The sequence below is a fragment of the Dechloromonas sp. ARDL1 genome (assembly GCF_051122455.1).
Taxonomy (GTDB): Bacteria; Pseudomonadota; Gammaproteobacteria; order Burkholderiales; family Rhodocyclaceae; genus Azonexus.
On the sequence record NZ_CP168939.1, the window covers coordinates 1,595,858 to 1,612,944 of the forward strand.

Annotated in this window: 18 protein-coding genes; 9 read left to right on the top strand and 9 right to left on the bottom strand. The window is 62.3% G+C overall.

Translation table 11 applies throughout. The features are described 5' to 3' along the window. Window positions 1-3 precede the first annotated feature (3 nt). From AB6Q56_RS07880 to AB6Q56_RS07910, 7 genes are all read left to right on the top strand, one after another. Window positions 4-1,086 (top strand): beta-ketoacyl synthase N-terminal-like domain-containing protein, encoded by a 1,083-nt coding sequence (locus tag AB6Q56_RS07880; protein ID WP_434516519.1) that lies wholly within the window; start codon window positions 4-6, stop codon window positions 1,084-1,086. After that, on the top strand, window positions 1,086-1,760 hold the full coding sequence (locus AB6Q56_RS07885) for a hypothetical protein (protein WP_434516520.1): 675 nt from the start codon (window positions 1,086-1,088) through the stop codon (window positions 1,758-1,760). Before AB6Q56_RS07880 ends, AB6Q56_RS07885 begins: the two co-directional genes overlap by 1 nt. An 18-nt stretch (window positions 1,761-1,778) precedes the next feature. Further along, complete coding sequence (locus AB6Q56_RS07890) at window positions 1,779-2,636, top strand: tetratricopeptide repeat protein (RefSeq protein ID WP_434516521.1); 858 nt, start codon at window positions 1,779-1,781, stop codon at window positions 2,634-2,636. Between the two features lie 25 nt (window positions 2,637-2,661). Continuing rightward, the gene (locus AB6Q56_RS07895) at window positions 2,662-3,561 is read left to right on the top strand and encodes a histone deacetylase family protein (protein ID WP_434516522.1); all 900 of its coding nucleotides are present in this window, start codon (window positions 2,662-2,664) and stop codon (window positions 3,559-3,561) included. A 9-nt stretch (window positions 3,562-3,570) separates the two neighbouring features. Next, window positions 3,571-5,067 carry an NAD(P)H-hydrate dehydratase gene (locus AB6Q56_RS07900; protein WP_434516523.1) on the top strand — a complete coding sequence of 499 codons (1,497 nt, stop codon included), beginning with the start codon at window positions 3,571-3,573 and terminating at the stop codon, window positions 5,065-5,067. A 32-nt stretch (window positions 5,068-5,099) separates the two neighbouring features. Continuing rightward, window positions 5,100-5,963 carry a carboxylating nicotinate-nucleotide diphosphorylase gene (gene nadC, locus AB6Q56_RS07905; RefSeq protein ID WP_434516524.1) on the top strand — a complete coding sequence of 288 codons (864 nt, stop codon included), beginning with the start codon at window positions 5,100-5,102 and terminating at the stop codon, window positions 5,961-5,963. A 68-nt stretch (window positions 5,964-6,031) separates the two neighbouring features. Then, window positions 6,032-6,169, top strand: coding sequence for a hypothetical protein (locus tag AB6Q56_RS07910; RefSeq protein WP_434516525.1), 138 nt, complete (start codon window positions 6,032-6,034; stop codon window positions 6,167-6,169). Here the strand turns inward: AB6Q56_RS07910 and AB6Q56_RS07915 are convergent. From AB6Q56_RS07915 to AB6Q56_RS07935, 5 genes are all read right to left on the bottom strand, one after another. Beyond that, window positions 6,156-6,785, bottom strand: a complete 630-nt coding sequence (locus AB6Q56_RS07915; RefSeq protein WP_434516526.1) for an SAM-dependent methyltransferase — start codon at window positions 6,783-6,785, stop codon at window positions 6,156-6,158. The genes AB6Q56_RS07910 and AB6Q56_RS07915 overlap by 14 nt on opposite strands. Further along, window positions 6,782-8,209 carry a threonine synthase gene (thrC, locus tag AB6Q56_RS07920; protein WP_434516527.1) on the bottom strand — a complete coding sequence of 476 codons (1,428 nt, stop codon included), beginning with the start codon at window positions 8,207-8,209 and terminating at the stop codon, window positions 6,782-6,784. Before thrC ends, AB6Q56_RS07915 begins: the two co-directional genes overlap by 4 nt. Window positions 8,210-8,242: 33 nt before the next feature. Beyond that, window positions 8,243-9,367 (bottom strand): hypothetical protein, encoded by a 1,125-nt coding sequence (locus tag AB6Q56_RS07925; protein ID WP_434516528.1) that lies wholly within the window; start codon window positions 9,365-9,367, stop codon window positions 8,243-8,245. Next, on the bottom strand, window positions 9,368-9,646 hold the full coding sequence (locus AB6Q56_RS07930; protein ID WP_434516529.1) for a DUF2249 domain-containing protein: 279 nt from the start codon (window positions 9,644-9,646) through the stop codon (window positions 9,368-9,370). It lies immediately after the preceding gene. A 103-nt stretch (window positions 9,647-9,749) separates the two neighbouring features. After that, on the bottom strand, window positions 9,750-10,085 hold the full coding sequence (locus AB6Q56_RS07935) for a hypothetical protein (RefSeq protein ID WP_434516530.1): 336 nt from the start codon (window positions 10,083-10,085) through the stop codon (window positions 9,750-9,752). A 190-nt stretch (window positions 10,086-10,275) separates the two neighbouring features. Here AB6Q56_RS07935 and AB6Q56_RS07940 point away from each other — a divergent pair, with 190 nt between their 5' ends. Then, entirely contained in the window at window positions 10,276-11,712 is a 1,437-nt protein-coding gene (locus AB6Q56_RS07940) for a PLP-dependent aminotransferase family protein (protein WP_434516531.1), read from the top strand. Between the two features lie 73 nt (window positions 11,713-11,785). Here AB6Q56_RS07940 and AB6Q56_RS07945 read toward each other — a convergent pair whose 3' ends face one another. Beyond that, window positions 11,786-13,096, bottom strand: a complete 1,311-nt coding sequence (locus AB6Q56_RS07945; RefSeq protein ID WP_434516532.1) for a homoserine dehydrogenase — start codon at window positions 13,094-13,096, stop codon at window positions 11,786-11,788. A gap of 2 nt (window positions 13,097-13,098) precedes the next feature. Then, the gene (locus tag AB6Q56_RS07950) at window positions 13,099-14,346 is read right to left on the bottom strand and encodes a pyridoxal phosphate-dependent aminotransferase (protein WP_434516533.1); all 1,248 of its coding nucleotides are present in this window, start codon (window positions 14,344-14,346) and stop codon (window positions 13,099-13,101) included. A 107-nt stretch (window positions 14,347-14,453) separates the two neighbouring features. Between AB6Q56_RS07950 and AB6Q56_RS07955 the strand changes: the two genes are divergently transcribed. Next, complete coding sequence (locus tag AB6Q56_RS07955) at window positions 14,454-14,825, top strand: Mth938-like domain-containing protein (RefSeq protein ID WP_434516534.1); 372 nt, start codon at window positions 14,454-14,456, stop codon at window positions 14,823-14,825. Here the strand turns inward: AB6Q56_RS07955 and AB6Q56_RS07960 are convergent, their stop codons facing one another. Together AB6Q56_RS07960 and AB6Q56_RS07965 are read right to left on the bottom strand one after the other, a co-directional pair. After that, the gene (locus tag AB6Q56_RS07960; protein ID WP_434516535.1) at window positions 14,826-16,271 is read right to left on the bottom strand and encodes a mannose-1-phosphate guanylyltransferase/mannose-6-phosphate isomerase; all 1,446 of its coding nucleotides are present in this window, start codon (window positions 16,269-16,271) and stop codon (window positions 14,826-14,828) included. A gap of 15 nt (window positions 16,272-16,286) precedes the next feature. Continuing rightward, entirely contained in the window at window positions 16,287-17,078 is a 792-nt protein-coding gene (locus tag AB6Q56_RS07965; protein WP_434516536.1) for an outer membrane lipoprotein-sorting protein, read from the bottom strand. Window positions 17,079-17,087: the final 9 nt, after the last annotated feature.

Genomic DNA, 17,087 nt, shown 5'->3' on the forward strand with positions numbered 1-17,087 from the left:
GGCATGGTACGGCCGGTCCACATCGTAGCTAGCGGCCTGCTCTGTGCCCGCGGCACCTCGCCGGCCGCTGTGGGCCAAGCGCTGTGGGCAGGCGACTGCACGGCCGGCCAGCGCACGCTGGGCGAGCGGCACTTTCCCTATTTCGCCCTGCCGCTGGACGAACCCGACTGGTCCTTGCGCGCCGAGCAGGCGGTACGCCACGTCAGCGCGCAACTCGGGCCGCACACCCCGACGACAGCGCTGTTCGTCGCCTCGTCGTCCTTCCAGATCGGGCTTTTCGAACAACGTGGCGCGCCCTTCGACATGCCCATTGGCAGCGCCTCGTTCAGCCGACAGATTGCCGACTGGATGGCCCTCTCCGGTCCGCGCAGCAGTTTCTCGACGGCCTGCACCTCCGGTTTCTCGGCCATCGACGCCGCCGCCACCTTGATCGCGGCCGGGTTGATCGACGACGCCATCGTCGTCGGCATTGAACTGGCCAACGACAGCACGCTGGCCGGATTCGCCGCCATGGAACTGCTCTCCCACTCGCTGTGCCGACCTTTCGACGCCGGCCGCGACGGCCTGGTGCTGGGTGAAGCGGTCGCCGCTATCCGGCTGTCCGCCACACCCGGCCCTTGGAAAATCGCCGGCGTCGCCAGCGGCCTGGATGCCTATTCGACCACCGGCCCTAACCCGGAAGGCGGGCCGATTGCCGGTGTAATGCGTGATTGCCTGCGCGCCGCCGGCACCAGCCCGGCCGCCATCGACCTGATCAAGCTGCAGGCCGCCGGTTCGCCAGGCAGCGATCTGGCCGAAGCCAATGCCCTGCGCCAGATATTCACCGATGAGCCCATGCCGCCCCTGCTGTCGCTGAAACCGGCCCTCGGCCACACACTGGGCGCCAGCGGCATTACCGAACTGGCCGCCCTGCTGGCCAACCTCGACGCAGGGCAAATCCCGGCCACCGCCAATTACCGCGACATGGATGCCGAAATCGGCCTGTCTCCGCTCACAGTTCGCCGCCCCGCCGTCGTCCGCCACGCCCTGCTCAACCTGATCGGCTTCGGCGGCGGCCTGGCCAGCCTGGTTGTGGAGCGCAGCTGATGGCCTTCCTCAACGCCGTCGCCAGTCAGCAGTTCGCGCCAGATGCGCTGCCTGCAGCGGTCCGCACGGCCATCGGAAAACCCTTGCGCCGTGCGGCAGCGCTGACCCAACTGGCGTTGATCGGCGCTTGCGCTTGTCTGCCGGATCAACAGCGCCGACTACCGACCATCCTGCTCTGGCAATCGACCAGCGGCCCGCGCCTGGAAACCCTGAATCTGCTGAACGAAGTCTGCCTGGGCGGCGGTGAACCGATGCCCTACGATTTCCTGGCCACCCAGCCGGCCCTGGCCACCGCGCAAATCCAGCCCTTCGTGCCCGGCCTGCAGTCGGCCATGCACCTGCCGCTGGACGGCGTAGACAGCGCCCACTGGAGCACGCTGCTCGCCCTGGCTTGTCTGTGGCTGGATCAAGGTCGCTGCGCCCAAGTGCTGTGCGCCCAGCTCGATCACTGGGCGGATGCGGCTTCCGGGCTCTGGCTGGCGCTTGGAGCGCATCCGCTTGAAAACACACTGGCTCGCCTCCAGATATCAGAGGTAGCCGGCTCCGCCAGCCATCCCGACACACCCGACTTTCCAGTCCGGTTGAATGAATGGCTGACTACCAGCCAGTCGCCGGCCTTTTCCCTGCAATCCGCCACCAGCCCACGACTGGCGGTAGAATTCGCCCGACTTTAATTTTTTCAGGCCCTCACCATGTCCGAGTTTGCATTTGACGTTTCCATCCAAGAGTTCGAAGCCAAAGTCCTGATTCCGGCCGAGACCGTGCCGGTCGTCGTCGATTTCTGGGCGCCGTGGTGCGAGCCGTGCAAGGTCCTGAAGCCGATGCTGGAAAAGCTGGCCGAGGAATACAAGGGCCGTTTCCTCCTGGCCAAGGTCAATTCCGACGAGAACCCGGAATTGGCCCAGCACTTCGGCGTGCGTAGCATTCCGTCGGTCAAGGTGCTGTTCCAAGGACAACTGGTGGACGAGTTCAACGGCGCCATTCCTGAAGGGCAGATTCGCGAGTTCCTCGATCGCATCGCCTTGCCGGCAGGACCGGAGCAGCTCAACCTGCGCGAGCAGGCCGCCGCGCTGGTCGCCGAAGGCAAGCTGGACGAAGCACTGGCCGTTCTGGTGCAGGCCAGCCAGGCCAACCCGCAGGACCAGGCAATCCAGCTCGACGCCGTCGATGTCTTGATGCAACTCGGCCGCAACGACGAGGCCAAGCAACTGCTGGCCGGCGAGTACGCCAACGAGCCGGAGCGCGCAAATGCCCTGCGCGCACGCCTGGCGCTGCTCGATGGCGCCGCCGACATCGCGCCGCTGGAGGCGAAGCTGGAAGCCAATCCGGACGACCACGCGACCCGCCTTGAACTATCCAAGGCCTACGCTGCGCAAAGCCGTTTCCGCGAAGCGCTCGAAGCGGCACTCGAAGTCGCCCGCCGCGACCGCTTCTTCAACGAAGGAGCGGCGCGCAAGGCCATTCTGGCGCTGTTCGAAGCGCTCTCCGGCGAACAGTACGACGACCTCGTCCGCGAATTCCGCCGCAAGCTGTCCGCCACCCTGAACTGAGAGTCCTCCGGCGAAGGCATCGGCCGTGCGGCTGTTCTACACCGATGTCTTCGTCCTGCCGCTGCCGGCCGGCCATCGCTTCCCGATGGAAAAATATTCCCGGCTGCGGGCAAGCCTGCTCGCCAGCGGCGAATTCAGCGAAGCGGATTTCCACCTGCCACACGCAGCAAGCGACGAAGAACTGGGCCGCGCCCACGATGCCGCCTATATCGAAGCCGTGACTCAGGGCCTGCTGCCGGAAAAGGCACTGAAGGCCATCGGCTTCCCATGGAGCGCCGGCATGGTTGAGCGCTCGCGCCGCTCGGCCGGCGCCACCATCTGCGCTTGCCGGGCGGCCATCGAGGACGGGGTCAGCGCCAACCTGGCCGGCGGCACGCACCATGCCTTCCGTGAGCACGGCGAAGGCTTCTGCGTCTTCAACGATGCTGCCGTCGCCGCCCGCGCCATGCAAGCCGAAGGCCGGGCCGGGCGCGTACTGATTGTCGATTGCGATGTGCACCAGGGCAACGGTACGGCGAGCATCCTGCGCGGCGACGACAGCATTTTCACCTTCTCGATGCACGGCGCCCGCAATTTCCCCTTCGACAAGGAAACCAGCGATCTCGACATCGAGCTCCCCGACGGCTGCTCCGACGCCGCCTACCTGCTGCGCCTGGACGAAGGACTGGATACCGCTTTCGACCTGGCACGCCCCGACCTTGTCATCTACCTGGCCGGCGCCGATCCCTACCACGACGACCGTCTGGGCCGCCTGGCCTTGAGTTTCGAAGGACTTGCCGAACGCGACAGGCACGTTTTCTCGCGTTGCCGCGACGAAGGCGTAGCGCTCGCCATCGCCATGGCCGGCGGCTACGCCCGCCGGATCGACGATACGGTGCGTATTCACGCCACCACCATCCGTCATGCCAAACAGACTTGGGGATAGAATCAGGACATGATCTCCGACGCTCTCTATCGCTCGCCGGCGCTACGCCAATTTGAGGCCCGGCATGCCGATCTGCCGCTCATGCAGCGTGCCGGTGCTGCGGCGGCCGATTGGGCCGCGCAACTGGCCGACAACCGGAACCGTCCCGTGCTGGTTCTGGCCGGCCCCGGCAACAATGGCGGCGACGCACTGGAAATGGCTCGCCTGCTCCGCCAACGCTTTTTCGAAGTGTGCGTCGTCTTTGCCGGGGACCCAAGCAAGCTGCCGGCCGATGCCCAGGCCGCGTACCGCCGCTTTGCCACGGAAGGCGGCGCGACGCAGAGCGACATTCCGGAAGGAAAGCACTGGTCGCTGCTGGTCGATGGCCTGTTCGGGATCGGTCTCGCCCGTAACCCGGAAGGCATCTACGCCCGCTGGATCGCGACGGCCAACAAACTGGCCGTGCGCGACGCCTGCCCTCTGCTGGCGCTCGACTGTCCCTCCGGACTGAACGCCGACACCGGCCTCAGTCATCCTCCCTGCATCAACGCCAGCCACACCCTGACCTTCATCGCCGACAAGCCTGGACTGCGCACCGGCGATGGCCCCGATCACTGCGGCGAGATTCGTGTTGCCGACCTTGAACTCGATGCCGTCTCCGAGGCGCCTCCCGATGGGCGACTTCTGCTTCGCAGCCACTTTGCCGACCGCCTCCGGCCGCGGCGCCTGAACACCCACAAAGGCAGTTTCGGCAGCGCCGGCATCCTGGGCGGCAGCAAGTCCATGGTCGGCGCCACGTTCCTGGCCGGACGGGCAGCCCTCAAGCTGGGCGCCGGCCGCGTCTACCTCGGCATGCTTGACCCCGACGCCCCGGCCGTTGACCTGCTGCAGCCCGAACTGATGCTGCGCCGCGCCGATACGCTGTTGCAAGCCGACCTACAGGCGCTGGCCTGCGGCCCGGGCCTTGGCCGCTCATCCGAGGCCCTGCGTCTGCTCGAACAGTCGCTCAAGGCGCCGGTGCAATTGGTACTCGATGCCGATGCGCTGAACCTGTTGGCCGAAGATGGCCGCCTTGAAGGCAATCTCTATAACCGCGTCGGGCCGGCCATTCTCACCCCGCATCCTGCGGAAGCCGGCCGCCTGCTCGGCTGCTCGGTACGCGATGTACAGAACGACCGCATCAAATCTGCCCTGGAACTCGCCGACCGCTATCGCAGCTATATTGCGCTCAAGGGATGCGGCACCGTCATCGCGACGCCCGACGGTCGCTGGTGGATCAACACGACCGGCAACCCCGGCATGGCCACCGCCGGCATGGGCGACGTCCTGTGCGGCCTGATCGTCGCGCTGCTCGCCCATAACTGGCCTGCGGAAAGCGCCCTGCTGGCGGCCGTTCATCTGCATGGTGCCGCCGCCGACCATCTGGCAAAGGAAGGCATTGGTCCGGCCGGCATGACGGCAAGCGAAATCGTCGATGCAGCCCGCCATCTCTTCAATGCCTGGGTCCGCCAGTCCAACAGCCTGTAAAATGCGGCCTCCATCGCCGCCGATTGCCTGACATGACCATCGAATTCGATTACCCGCTGACCGCCGAGATCAACCGCAATGTAGATGCCGCCCTGGCCGAGGACGTCGGTGCCGGCGACCTGACTGCCAGCCTTGTTCCGGGCGAACGCCGCGTCAAGGCCACCGTGATTTCCCGCGAAGCCGGCGTCCTGTGCGGCACTGCCTGGTTTGACGAATGCGTGCGCCGCTGCGATCCGACAGCAACGGTGACTTGGCACGGCGCCGATGGTGACCGCATCGCCCCTAACCAGCTGCTGTGCGAAATCGATGGCAACGGCCGTGCCCTGCTGACCGCCGAACGCAGCGCCCTGAACTTCCTGCAACTGCTCTCCGCCGTCGCCAGCAAGGCGCGCATCTACGCCGACGCCATTGCCGGAACCAAGGCACAAGTCGTCGATACCCGCAAAACACTGCCCGGCCTGCGCATTGCCCAGAAATACGCCGTTCGTGCCGGCGGTGGCGGCAATCATCGCCTGGCGCTGTGGGACGCCATCCTGATCAAGGAAAACCATATCCACGCGGCGGGCGGCATCGCCCAAGCCATGGCAGCCGCCAAGCTGGTCGCCGAACAGGCTAAGGATCGTTGTAAATTCATCCAGATCGAAGTCGAGAGTCTGGATGAACTGAATCAGGCGTTGAATGCCGGCGCCACCATGATCCTGCTCGACAATTTCAGCCTCGAGATGATGCGTGAAGCCTCGCGCATCAACGCCAATCGCGCCATCCTCGAAGCTTCCGGAAACGTGACGCTGGAAACGATTCGCGGCATCGCCGAAACCGGCGTGGACCGGATATCGGTAGGCGCACTGACCAAGGATGTCAAGGCACTCGACCTGTCGATGCGCTTCGTCGGCTAGGCATTTCGGCAGATTGTCGTCATAATTGCCGGACAGACGGTCGATTACAATAAATCAGGGGTATCCACATGCTGTTCGCGTTGTTCTACATCGTCGCGATCTCGATTCTGGTGTTGCACTTCACGGGCTTCCTGGCCCGCCACAACCTTGAATGGCTGGTGCTGGTCCTTGCCGTGGCCGTCTTCCCGGCTGTCATCTACCTGTAGGTTTGCGCGCTACCAGATCGATCAGCGCCGAACGGCCGCGATGCGCCGTTCCCTCATCCAGAATGTCCTCGTGCTCGCGAAGCAGCACGATCTCCCAGTCGGCGAACAAGGCGCGCAACAGCCCCTCGGTATAGAGGTTTTCAACGGCCGACGGCCCGCCGGTACGGTAATCCAGTTGTTTCGGGGTATAGCCCTGCAATAACAGGAATCCACCCGGCTTCACCGCCTGCTTCATGCCGCCGATTTGCCGGGGGCGCTCCTCCGGCGTGGCGAACTGGATGAAAATGCCGACCACGGCATCGTAGATATCCTGCGGCCATGTCCAGTTCAGGATGTCGGCTGCCTTCCAGTCCACCGATACATGCCGACCCCTGGCCAGCCTGGCGGCCTTTTCGAGCGCTACCGGCGAAATTTCCGTTGCCGTGACCCGACAGCCCTGTTCGGCCAGCCATACCGCGTTCCGTCCTTCGCCGTCAGCTACCGTGAGGACCGACATGCCGGCCCCAAAACGTTCTGCCTGCGAGGCAAGGAAGCTGTTCGGCGCCGTGCCGAACAGGAAGTCATCGCCCGCATCGCGATAGCGGGCAGACCAGAACGCCTCGTGATCGAAGCTCAAACGCGCTCGACGACGAACTGTTTGACGGCAGCCACATCGGGCGCCATGACGACAACGCGTTGCGGCAGGCTCTCGATTCCCTTGAGATCGGCCGGACGAACCGGTTCGGTACCCAGCGCCTCGCGGATGGTTTCCTCGAACTTGGCCGGCTGGGCGGTTTCGAGGACGATCATCGGAATGCCTTCCTGGCGATGCTCCAGCGCCACCTTCAGGCCATCGGCCGTGTGGGTATCGAGCATGATGTTGTAGCGCCCCTGGGCGAAGCGGATGGTCTTGATGCGGTCGTTGTGCGTGCTCTTGCCCGACACGAAGGCAAATTCCGGCATCCTGGCCCAATGCGGCGTTGCCGACAGGTCGAAGGCCTCGCCCTTGTCGACCTTGGCCCACAGTTCGCGGACGACCGCCGGGTCGCGCCCGACCAGATCGAAAACGAAACGCTCGAAGTTCGACGCCTTCGAGATGTCCATCGACGGGCTGGAAGTGACGCTGGTTTCGACCGAGGTCCGCGGACGGTAAACGCCGGTGCGGAAGAATTCGTCGAGCACGTCGTTCTCATTGGTCGCCAGCACCAGCTGGGCAATCGGCAGGCCCATCATGCGCGCGATGTGGCCGGCGCAGATGTTGCCGAAGTTGCCTGACGGCACGCAGAAGGAAACACGTTCGTCATTGGACTTGGTGGCCAGGAAATAGCCCTGGAAGTAATAGACGATCTGGGCCGCAACGCGTGCCCAGTTGATCGAATTGACGGCACCGATCTTGTACTTGGCCTTGAACTCGGCATCGTTGGAGACCGCCTTCACGATATCCTGCGCGTCGTCGAACATGCCGGTCACGGCGATGTTGAAGATATTGGCGTCCTGCAGCGAATACATCTGGGCGCGCTGGAAGGCGCTCATCTTGCCGTCCGGCGACAGCATGAAAACCTTGACGTTGTGCTTGCCGCGCATCGCATATTCGGCGGCCGAGCCGGTATCGCCCGAGGTGGCGCCGAGGATGTTGATCGACTGGCCGCGCTTGTCGAGCACGTACTCGAACAGGTTGCCGAGCAACTGCATGGCCATGTCCTTGAAAGCCAGCGTCGGCCCGTTGGACAATTCCTGCGTATAGAGGCCATCCTCCAGCTTGGTCAGCGGCGTGATCTGGGCAGCGTCGCCGCCGTTGCGGGTGTGGCAATACACCCCGGCCGTATAGGTCTTGGCGACCAGCGCCTTCAGATCGGCGGCCGGAATGTCGGTGATGAACTTGGACAGGATTTCATAGGCCAGGTCGGCATACGACAGCTGGCGCCAGGCATCCAGCTCGGCACGAGTGATCTGCGGATAGGCTTCCGGCAGGTAGAGGCCGCCGTCCGGGGCCAGACCGCCGAGGAGGATGTCGCAGAAAGCCTGGGGCGCGGCATGGCCGCGAGTCGAGATATAGCGCATGGCGAAAACCTGAAAAAGCGAAAGACAGCGATTTTACCGCGTTGAACGCTGCACGCGTACGGCTTGCGCCAGCGCGACAACAAACAGTCCGACAGCGGCCAGTAGCAAGCCGCCGCCCAAACGCTGAAACCCGGCCAGCAAGGCCAGCGCCGCCGCGACAAACAAGGCACCGCGCAATGCGCCGGTGGCGGCCAGACGCTGCCGCATCGCCAGGCGCTCCGGGGTCGCAGGCCCGGGCCACCGCCAGACTGGCAGCAACTGGCTGAGCGCCCCGCTGACCAGCGGCAAAAGAAAGCCCGCCACCCAAGCCGACAAGGACGCGCCCGCGGACAGGAAACCCGCACCGTGCAGCAAACCTGCCAGCAGTGCCAGCAACAAACCGCACAACGAAGCCAGCAACGAAGCGGCGGCGCCGTCGGTCACTAACGGACGGACTCCGAAACGTCGCACCCACTGTCCGGCCAGCCCCAGTACGCTGACGAAAATCAGCATCGCGCCGGGCGCCGAGAACGGCCAGGCAATCACGGCGCCGGTCGCGACGAGCAAGGCCCCCGAAGCAACCAGCCACAGGCGCCGGCGCAACCAGCCGGCGGATTCCGGATCGGGTTTCCCCAACGCTGTCGGCAGCAACACCGGCAAGGTGCCCAGCGCCGCCAGACCAACCAGGCCCAGGGTATTGAGATGCAGATGGAACAGGCGCAGGGCGCGCCAGTAGTTAGGCCAGAACGGGGTCAGCAGGATGCTCGCCAGCGCCAGGATCAGGCAACCGATCGCCACGCCGTACCAGCGCCAACCGGGATGCGGCGTACCCAACGTCGCCCTCACCCGCAAGGCGATCCAGTTGATCAACACCGCCGCTGCCACGATGTCGAACGCGGCCGCGGCATATACCGTTCCGTAGGGTAGTATCCCTTGCATACCGCCGACGACAAGCAGACCGACCAACTGCACTGCGGTAGGCAACCAGGCCATGCGGGGATCGGTATCGCCGGTACGCGTCAGCACCGGCACAAAATGCATCATGGCCGCAAAAATCAAAGGCACGATGCCGACGGCGAACGCCAGATGCGCCACCGCCAAAGGCGAACCCCAGCCACTCAGTGCCAGCACGACACTGGCGATCAGGGCAAGAAGACTGAGGCTCGCGGTCCGTATCACTCAGGCAATGACTTTGAAGTCGATGACGATGGCACCCGGCTCGCGCTGCTGATACGTGATGCTCAGATGCTGGCCATAGCGCTGCTGCAGCTGGGCAAGCAGCGGCAGCGGATCGTGATCGTTGCAAAAACGCATGGTTTCACCCGGCATCAGCGCATCCAGCGCGCCAAAGATGGCGGCGTGGCGGAAACGCTTGGCGATACCGCGCGCATCGAACGGGTAGAGGGCTTCGGCAGTGGGGCGGTCACAGGAATGAACGGGATGAATGGTCTGCATCATAACTCCTTGAATGGCTTGCCGGAATGGCAATCGGAATCGATTCTGCCCGGGATCGCTCGCTAGTTCCTTGATCCGTATCGCAATAGGCTTACCGCGCCAGAGGTTATCCAGCCCGCTCGCGCCGTGCCGCTACGCCGGCTATCCACGACTCGAGACAGTCTCCCACCTTGTGCCAGAACGAAATGCGATCCGGCGGGATGACGGCCAGCTGTGCGCTGCGATTTCCGACGATATCGACCCAGCCGCCCCGCTCGGCGAGCCAGACCTCCTCGCCGACAAGACGCTGCTTCACCCGCAGCGCCTGACCGCACATCCAGCCTGCCGTCCAGTCGATGCTGACCTCGCCGGATACGACGAGTACCATGCTTCCGGCTTCCAGCAAGAGTTGCCGGTTTTCTCCCTTGCCGACCGACAAATCGATCGTTCGCCTGTCATCCATTTCCGCCCTCCTTACCCAGATCCCCAACCCTTGGGGAGACCAGCCCATCGTAGGCGGGATGAGGCACCTGAAACAGCCACAGAAACGAACTATCTGAACCGAAGCAGACACCGGAAGCCTCTATCTGTTACGGTGCGTTTTTCCCGAATCTATATCTGTCGGCGACCGGCCGGCCGGAGGATGATGAGACATGGACTCACTACCGCTCTACCGCCGCCTGGCCAATCACTACCGCGATGCCATCGAGGCCAGGACGCTTGCCCAGGGTGACCGCTTTCCCGCCGTGCGCACGCTGATGGAGCGCCATTCGGTCAGCCTCAGCACGGCACTGCAAATCTGTCGGCAACTGGAAAGCGAAGGCTGGCTCGAATCCCGCCCACGTTCGGGCAACTTCGTTCGCCAGCCGCAACGAACGAGCAGCCGGCCGCTTTCCGAGCCGCTACCCGGCCAGGCGATCGATCCCGCCCAGTACGTCGGCGTACATACCCGGGTTTCCGAATTCATCGCCCGCACGCGACAAGGCCCGGTCAAAGCCAATTTTTCCCGAGCGCGCGGCGCACCCGAGCTGTACCCCGGCGAAGCCCTGAAAAATGCGGCCACCCGGGCCTTGCGCCGGAACCCTGAACTACTGGTCAATGCTGGCCCGCATCAAGGCAACGCGGGATTTCGCGGGATTTTGGCCAAGCGCGCGATGGCCGCCGGCATGCTGATCGCCCCCGATGAAATCGTCGTTACCCAAGGCTGTATCGAAGCGCTGAATCTTGCCTTGCGGGCGGTAACCCAGGCCGGCGACATTGTCGCCGTCGAATCGCCGACTTTCTTTGGCATACTGCAAATCCTCGAAAGCCTGGGCTTGCGCGCGCTGGAAATCCCGACCAGTCCACACACCGGCATATCGCTGGAAGCACTGGAACTGGCCGTGCAAACACACCCCGACATCAAGGCGATGATCGTCGTTCCCCACCTCCAGAATCCACTCGGCAGCATCATGCCCGATGCCCACAAGGCCCGACTGGTCGCTTTCTGCGATCAGCAGGCCATCCCGCTGATCGAGGACGATACCTACAGCGCGCTCTGCGAAGGTGAGGCGCCGCAACGAGCGCTCAAGTCCTGGGACAAGACCGGCAACGTCATGCACTGTGCCTCGTTCCACAAGATATTGGCGCCCGGCCTGCGCCTGGGCTGGATTTCCGGCGGGCGCTGGCAGGCGCGCGTCGAGATGTTCAAGCACGCCCAAACCCACTACAACGAGGAACTGCCGCAACTGGCCGTCGCCGAGATCGTCGGTTCCAGCGCTTACGACCGCCATCTGCGCCGCCTGCGCGGTGCGCTGAGAGTACAGCGCCAGCAGATGAGCGAAGCGATCGTCACCCATTTCCCCTCCGGTACCCGGATGAATAATCCCGACGGCGGTATGGCGCTGTGGGTCGAACTGCCTGACCACCTTTCGTCGCAACGCCTGTTCGACGCGGCCTTGCCCGAGGGCATCCTGGTGGCGCCGGGCCTGATGTTTTCAAACTCGAACCGTTACGAGCATTTCGTACGCCTGAATTGTGGCTGGCCTCACACCGCCGAGATCGACGCGGCCATCAAACGTCTCGGCGAACTGTGCAGGCAGCTGGCATAGCATTCAAACGTCGACACCGACAAATGAAAAACGGGCGCCACAGCGCCCGTTGGATTGTTCGGCAGCGAACGGCTTACTGCAGTTCTTCCAGGCGAATGCGCTTGACCTTGCCCTTCTGTACCGACAGGCCTTCGATCTTGGCAATCGCCGCGTCGGCAGCGCTTTCCTGGCAGACATGGGTCAGGATGATGATGTCGGTTTCGCCCTCGCCCTCTTCCGGCTCGCGCTGCAGCAGGGCATCGATGGAGATACCCTGATCGGCCAGGATGCGGGTGATGTCGGCCAGCACGCCCGGTTTGTCTTCAACGCGCAGACGCAGGTAGTAACCGGTTTCGATCTCGCTCATCGGCAGGATGGGCAGGCTGGACATGGCGTCCGGCTGGAAGGCCAGGTGCGGCACGCGGTGTTCGGCATCGGCGGTGGCCAGGCGGGTGACATCGACCAGGTCGGCGATCACGGCCGAAGCGGTCGGCTCGGCGCCGGCGCCCTTGCCGTAGTACAGCGTGGTACCGACGGCATCGCCCTTGACGACGACGGCATTCATGGCGCCTTCGACATTGGCGATCAGGCGCTTGGCCGGGATCAGGGTCGGATGCACACGCAGCTCAATGCCCTTCTCGCGACGCTTGGCGATGCCGAGCAGCTTGATGCGGTAGCCGAGCTGTTCGGCGTACTTGATGTCGGAGGCTTCCAGCTTGGTGATGCCCTCGACGTAGGCCTTGTCGAACTGGACCGGGATGCCATAGGCGATGGAGGCGATCAGGGTGGCCTTGTGGGCGGCATCGACGCCTTCGATGTCGAAGGTCGGATCGGCTTCGGCATAGCCCAGACGCTGGGCCTCCTTCAGCACGTCGTCGAAGGACAAGCCCTTGTCGCGCATCTCGGACAGGATGAAGTTGGTCGTACCGTTGATGATGCCGGCCGCCCATTCGATACGGTTGGCGGTCAGGCCTTCGCGCAGCGCCTTGATGATGGGGATGCCACCGGCCACGGCCGCTTCGAAAGCGACCATGACGCCCTTCTGCTGGGCTGCCGTGAAGATTTCGGTGCCATGCACGGCGAGCAGCGCCTTGTTGGCGGTAACGACATGCTTGCCATTGGCGATGGACTGCATGACCACTTCCTTGGCCACGCCATAGCCACCGATCAACTCGACGATGATGTCGATTTCCGGATCGTTGACCAGGGAAAACGCATCGTCGGTCACGCGAGCGGAGCCACCCGTCACCTGCTTGGCCAGTTCCACATTCTTGTCGGCGACGGCCGTGATGCGAATCGGACGGCCGGCGCGACGGGTAATTTCTTCCGCATTGCGATTGAGAACGGTCCAGGTGCCACCGCCGACGGTGCCGATGCCGATAAGGCCAACATTAATGGGTTTCATGTTCAGTCTTTGCTAACGAGATGGTTGGTGTTGTGACGCTTGCGATAGTTTTCAAGAAAGCGGGCGACGCGTCCGATCGCCTCGCGCAGATCGTCTTCATGAGGCAGGAAGACAAGCCGGAAATGGTCGGGATTGACCCAGTTGAAGCCGGTTCCCTGAACCAGCAGCACCTTCTCCTCCTGCAGGAGCTCGGAGATGAACTGCTGGTCGTTCTTGATCGGGTAGATCTTCGGATCGAGCTTCGGGAACATGTACAGCGCCGCCTTCGGCTTGACGCAGGAAACCCCCGGAATCGCCGTAATCAGTTCATGCGCGATGTCGCGCTGGCGACGCAGACGGCCGCCCTCCTTGATCAGGTCGTCGATGCTCTGGTAGCCGCCGAGCGCGGTCTGGATGCCGTGCTGCCCCGGCGCATTGGCGCACAAGCGCATCGAGGCCAGCATGTCGAGGCCTTCGATGTAATCCTTGGCGTGGCGCTTGTCGCCGGAAACGACCATCCAGCCGGCCCGGTAGCCACAGGAACGATAGTTCTTCGACAAGCCGTTGAAGGTGATCGTCAACACGTCTTCCGACAGCGACGCGATCGAGGTGTGCTTCTCGCCCTCATACAACACCTTGTCGTACACCTCGTCGGCGTAGATAGTCAGGTGATGCTTGCGGGCGATGTCGATGATTTCACACAGCAGGTCGTCCGGATACAGCGCACCGGTCGGATTGTTCGGATTGATCAGCACGATCGCCTTGGTATGCGCGTTGATCTTGCTGCGGATGTCGTCAAGGTCGGGCAACCAGCCTTTTTCCTCGTTGCACAGGTAATGCTTTGGGGTACCGCCAGACAGGCTGATCGCCGCCGTCCACAGTGGATAGTCGGGGGCCGGCACCAGCACTTCGTCGCCTGCGTCGAGCAGCGCATTCATCGCCATGACGATCAGTTCGGAAACACCATTGCCGACGTAGATGTCGTCCAGCGTCACACCCTTGATACCCTTTTGCTGGGTGTAGTGCATGATCGCCTTGCGCGCCGCGAAGATACCCTTCGAATCCGTGTAACCGGCCGCGTTCGGCAGATTGCGGATCATGTCCTGCTGGATTTCCTCGGGCGAATCGAAACCGAACGCGGCCAGGTTGCCGATATTCAGTTTGATGATCTTGTGGCCCTCTTCCTCCATCTGCTTGGCTTTCTGCAGCACGGGGCCGCGGATGTCGTAGCAGACGTTGGCGAGTTTGGCAGACTTCTTGACGTGTTTCATGGGCAGGTTCCGACGTAGCGGCAGATAGGCCATTCAGGCCAAAGGTATAATCCTACTTTATCGTATGGTGCACCGCAATTTGAGCGGGCTTTCAGGAATACAGCGCAGTGAAACTTCACACATCGAACACCGACGGACTCAACCTGTTCTCTGCCTATGGCGACGATTTTGTGACCGTCAATCAGGAAAAACATTTCGCGAACCTGATCCTGCTACCCGATACGGTCATTCCCTCCTGGACATCAGCCACCGTCGCCACCCTGACAACAGCCGACATGGAAAGACTCCTGGCGCTAAAAACGGAGATCATCCTGCTCGGAACCGGAAGCCGCCTGCGCTTCCCGGCGGGCGCACTGCTCCGCCCCTTTGCCCCGGCAGGGATCGGACTCGACGTCATGGATCTGAAAGCCGCCTGCCGAACCTACAACATACTGGCAGCCGAGGGCCGCAAGGTCGCTGCGGCCCTGCTCTTCGACTGATCAGCCGCGCCCGTAGGCATCATCGAAGCGAACGATATCGTCCTCGCCAAGATAACTACCCGACTGCACTTCAATCATCTCGAGCGGCACGATGCCGGAATTTTCCAGGCGATGCTTTACTCCCAGCGGAATATAGGTCGACTGGTTTTCCGAAACCAGAAACACCTCATCGCCCTTGGTCACCTTGGCCGTCCCCGTCACCACGACCCAGTGCTCGGCGCGATGGCGATGCATCTGCAACGAAAGCGAAGCCCCTGGCTTGACGCATATCCGCTTGACCTGGAAATGCTCACCCGAATCGACGCCGTCGTACCAGCCCCATGGCCGGTGCACCTTTCGGTGCCACTGCGCTACGGAGCGCTTTTCCGCCTTCAAACGATCGACAATCTTTTTAACATCCTGCGTCGCATCGTGGCGAGCCACCAGGACCGCATCGTTCGTTTCAACCACAACCACATCGCTCAAGCCAATGCAGGCAACCAAGCGGCTTTCCGAAACAACCAGCGCATTCCGGCAAGACTCGAGCATCACATCCCCACGCGTCGCATTGCCCTCTCCGCACTTGGGGAACACCTTCCACAGGGCATCCCAGGCACCAATATCAGACCAACCGGCCGACAAGGGAATCACCGCCGCCCCTGATAGTCCCGACAGCCCGGCCGCCAGACATTCCATGACCGCATAGTCGATCGAATCCGATGGGCATCGTTCGAATGACTGGCGATCGACACGCACGAAATCCCCGTCCTGACTCACGCCCGCCAATGCATCGCTACAAGCCGCCAGAATGTCAGGACGGAATGCCGACAATGCTGACAGCCAGGTAGAGGCCTTCATCACGAAGATGCCGCTATTCCAGAGATAATCGCCGGCGTCGAGATATGCCAGCGCCGTTTCGCGATCCGGTTTTTCGACAAAGCGCGCCAAGGCGTAGGCTTCGTCGTCGAACGCAAGCTTCTCGCCGCACTGGATATAGCCATAGCCCGTCTCAGGACAATCCGGCGCAACCCCAAACGTTACAGCCAAGCCCTGCCCGGCAAGTGCGATCGCCCTTGTCACCGCACCACGGAACACCTCCCCCTCGTCAATGACATGATCGGCCGGCATGACAACCAGTACCGGGTCATCCTCATCCCGCCGCGCCCACAGGGCAGCCAACGTCAAGGCAGGGGCCGTATTGCGCCCGCAGGGTTCGAGCAATATCTGCCCTTGCTTGCCCAAGAGGCGCAACTGCTCTGCCACGGCAAAACGATGCACTTCATTGCAAACGAGCAAAGGCTCGCCCAAGCCCTCCATCCCATCAAGACGAGCCACTGTTCCCTGCAACAACGTTTTCTCGCCCACCAACGGCAGTAACTGTTTGGGATGGTTTTCGCGCGACAATGGCCAAAGCCTGGCTCCGGAACCACCGGAAAGAACAACCGGAATCACATTTGGTAAGCCCATCAATTTAAAAACATATCAATCGAGCTTTTTCAGGTATTCCTTGGTAAAAACCTTATCTGGCAATTCGCGAAGCTTCATTTCGCTATATTCAAGAATCGATTTGTCACCACTACGCAAGGCATCCTCCATGACCAAGCGCGTCGGACGAAGACGACCGGCCAACGTCTGGAAGTTTTCGTAGCTGCATTTCTTTAGCAAACGATTCGACAGGGAATAGAACTCCGCCTTAAAAGGCCACCCCGATTTTTCGTTCACCCAATAAACGACCCGCTGATAGGTGACGCTGCGGTCAACTGCAATCAGCTCAAGAACGTGGTAGCGCTCGGCACCGATTGTTTCGTTGCGCAAAATTTTGGGGTTGTAATCACCGGCAAAATTGGCTCGAGCCAAGTCGCCATTCGCCACCTGGCCGGTCAAACGCTGCGCCAAGGAAATACGCACGGGCTGCGAAACTTCTGGCATGAAAATCCACAGATCGCGTCCTTTCATTAGAATGATCTGCCCGCGCTCCGCAGCTGGTTCCGTCACCTGAACAACCGTATTCTCGTTTCCTTTCGATAGCACACGGTATTTCCTCATCTCGGCATCTTTGTCCGATTTGAACGTATTAATTACAATGTCAACCTGAAAGCCCTCAGCCGGAAAGCGAATCTTGTCCGCCTTATCCACTATACTGCGGGCCAGAGCCTCATCCGCTGATGCAACAGTCGTATCCTGCGCCAGACCAGCCCCTGACTGGAGCAAAAATAGAATGCCGGAAGCCACACCTATCCAAGTTGACACCCGACGATGGCCTAAGCGAATCATGTGCACTCT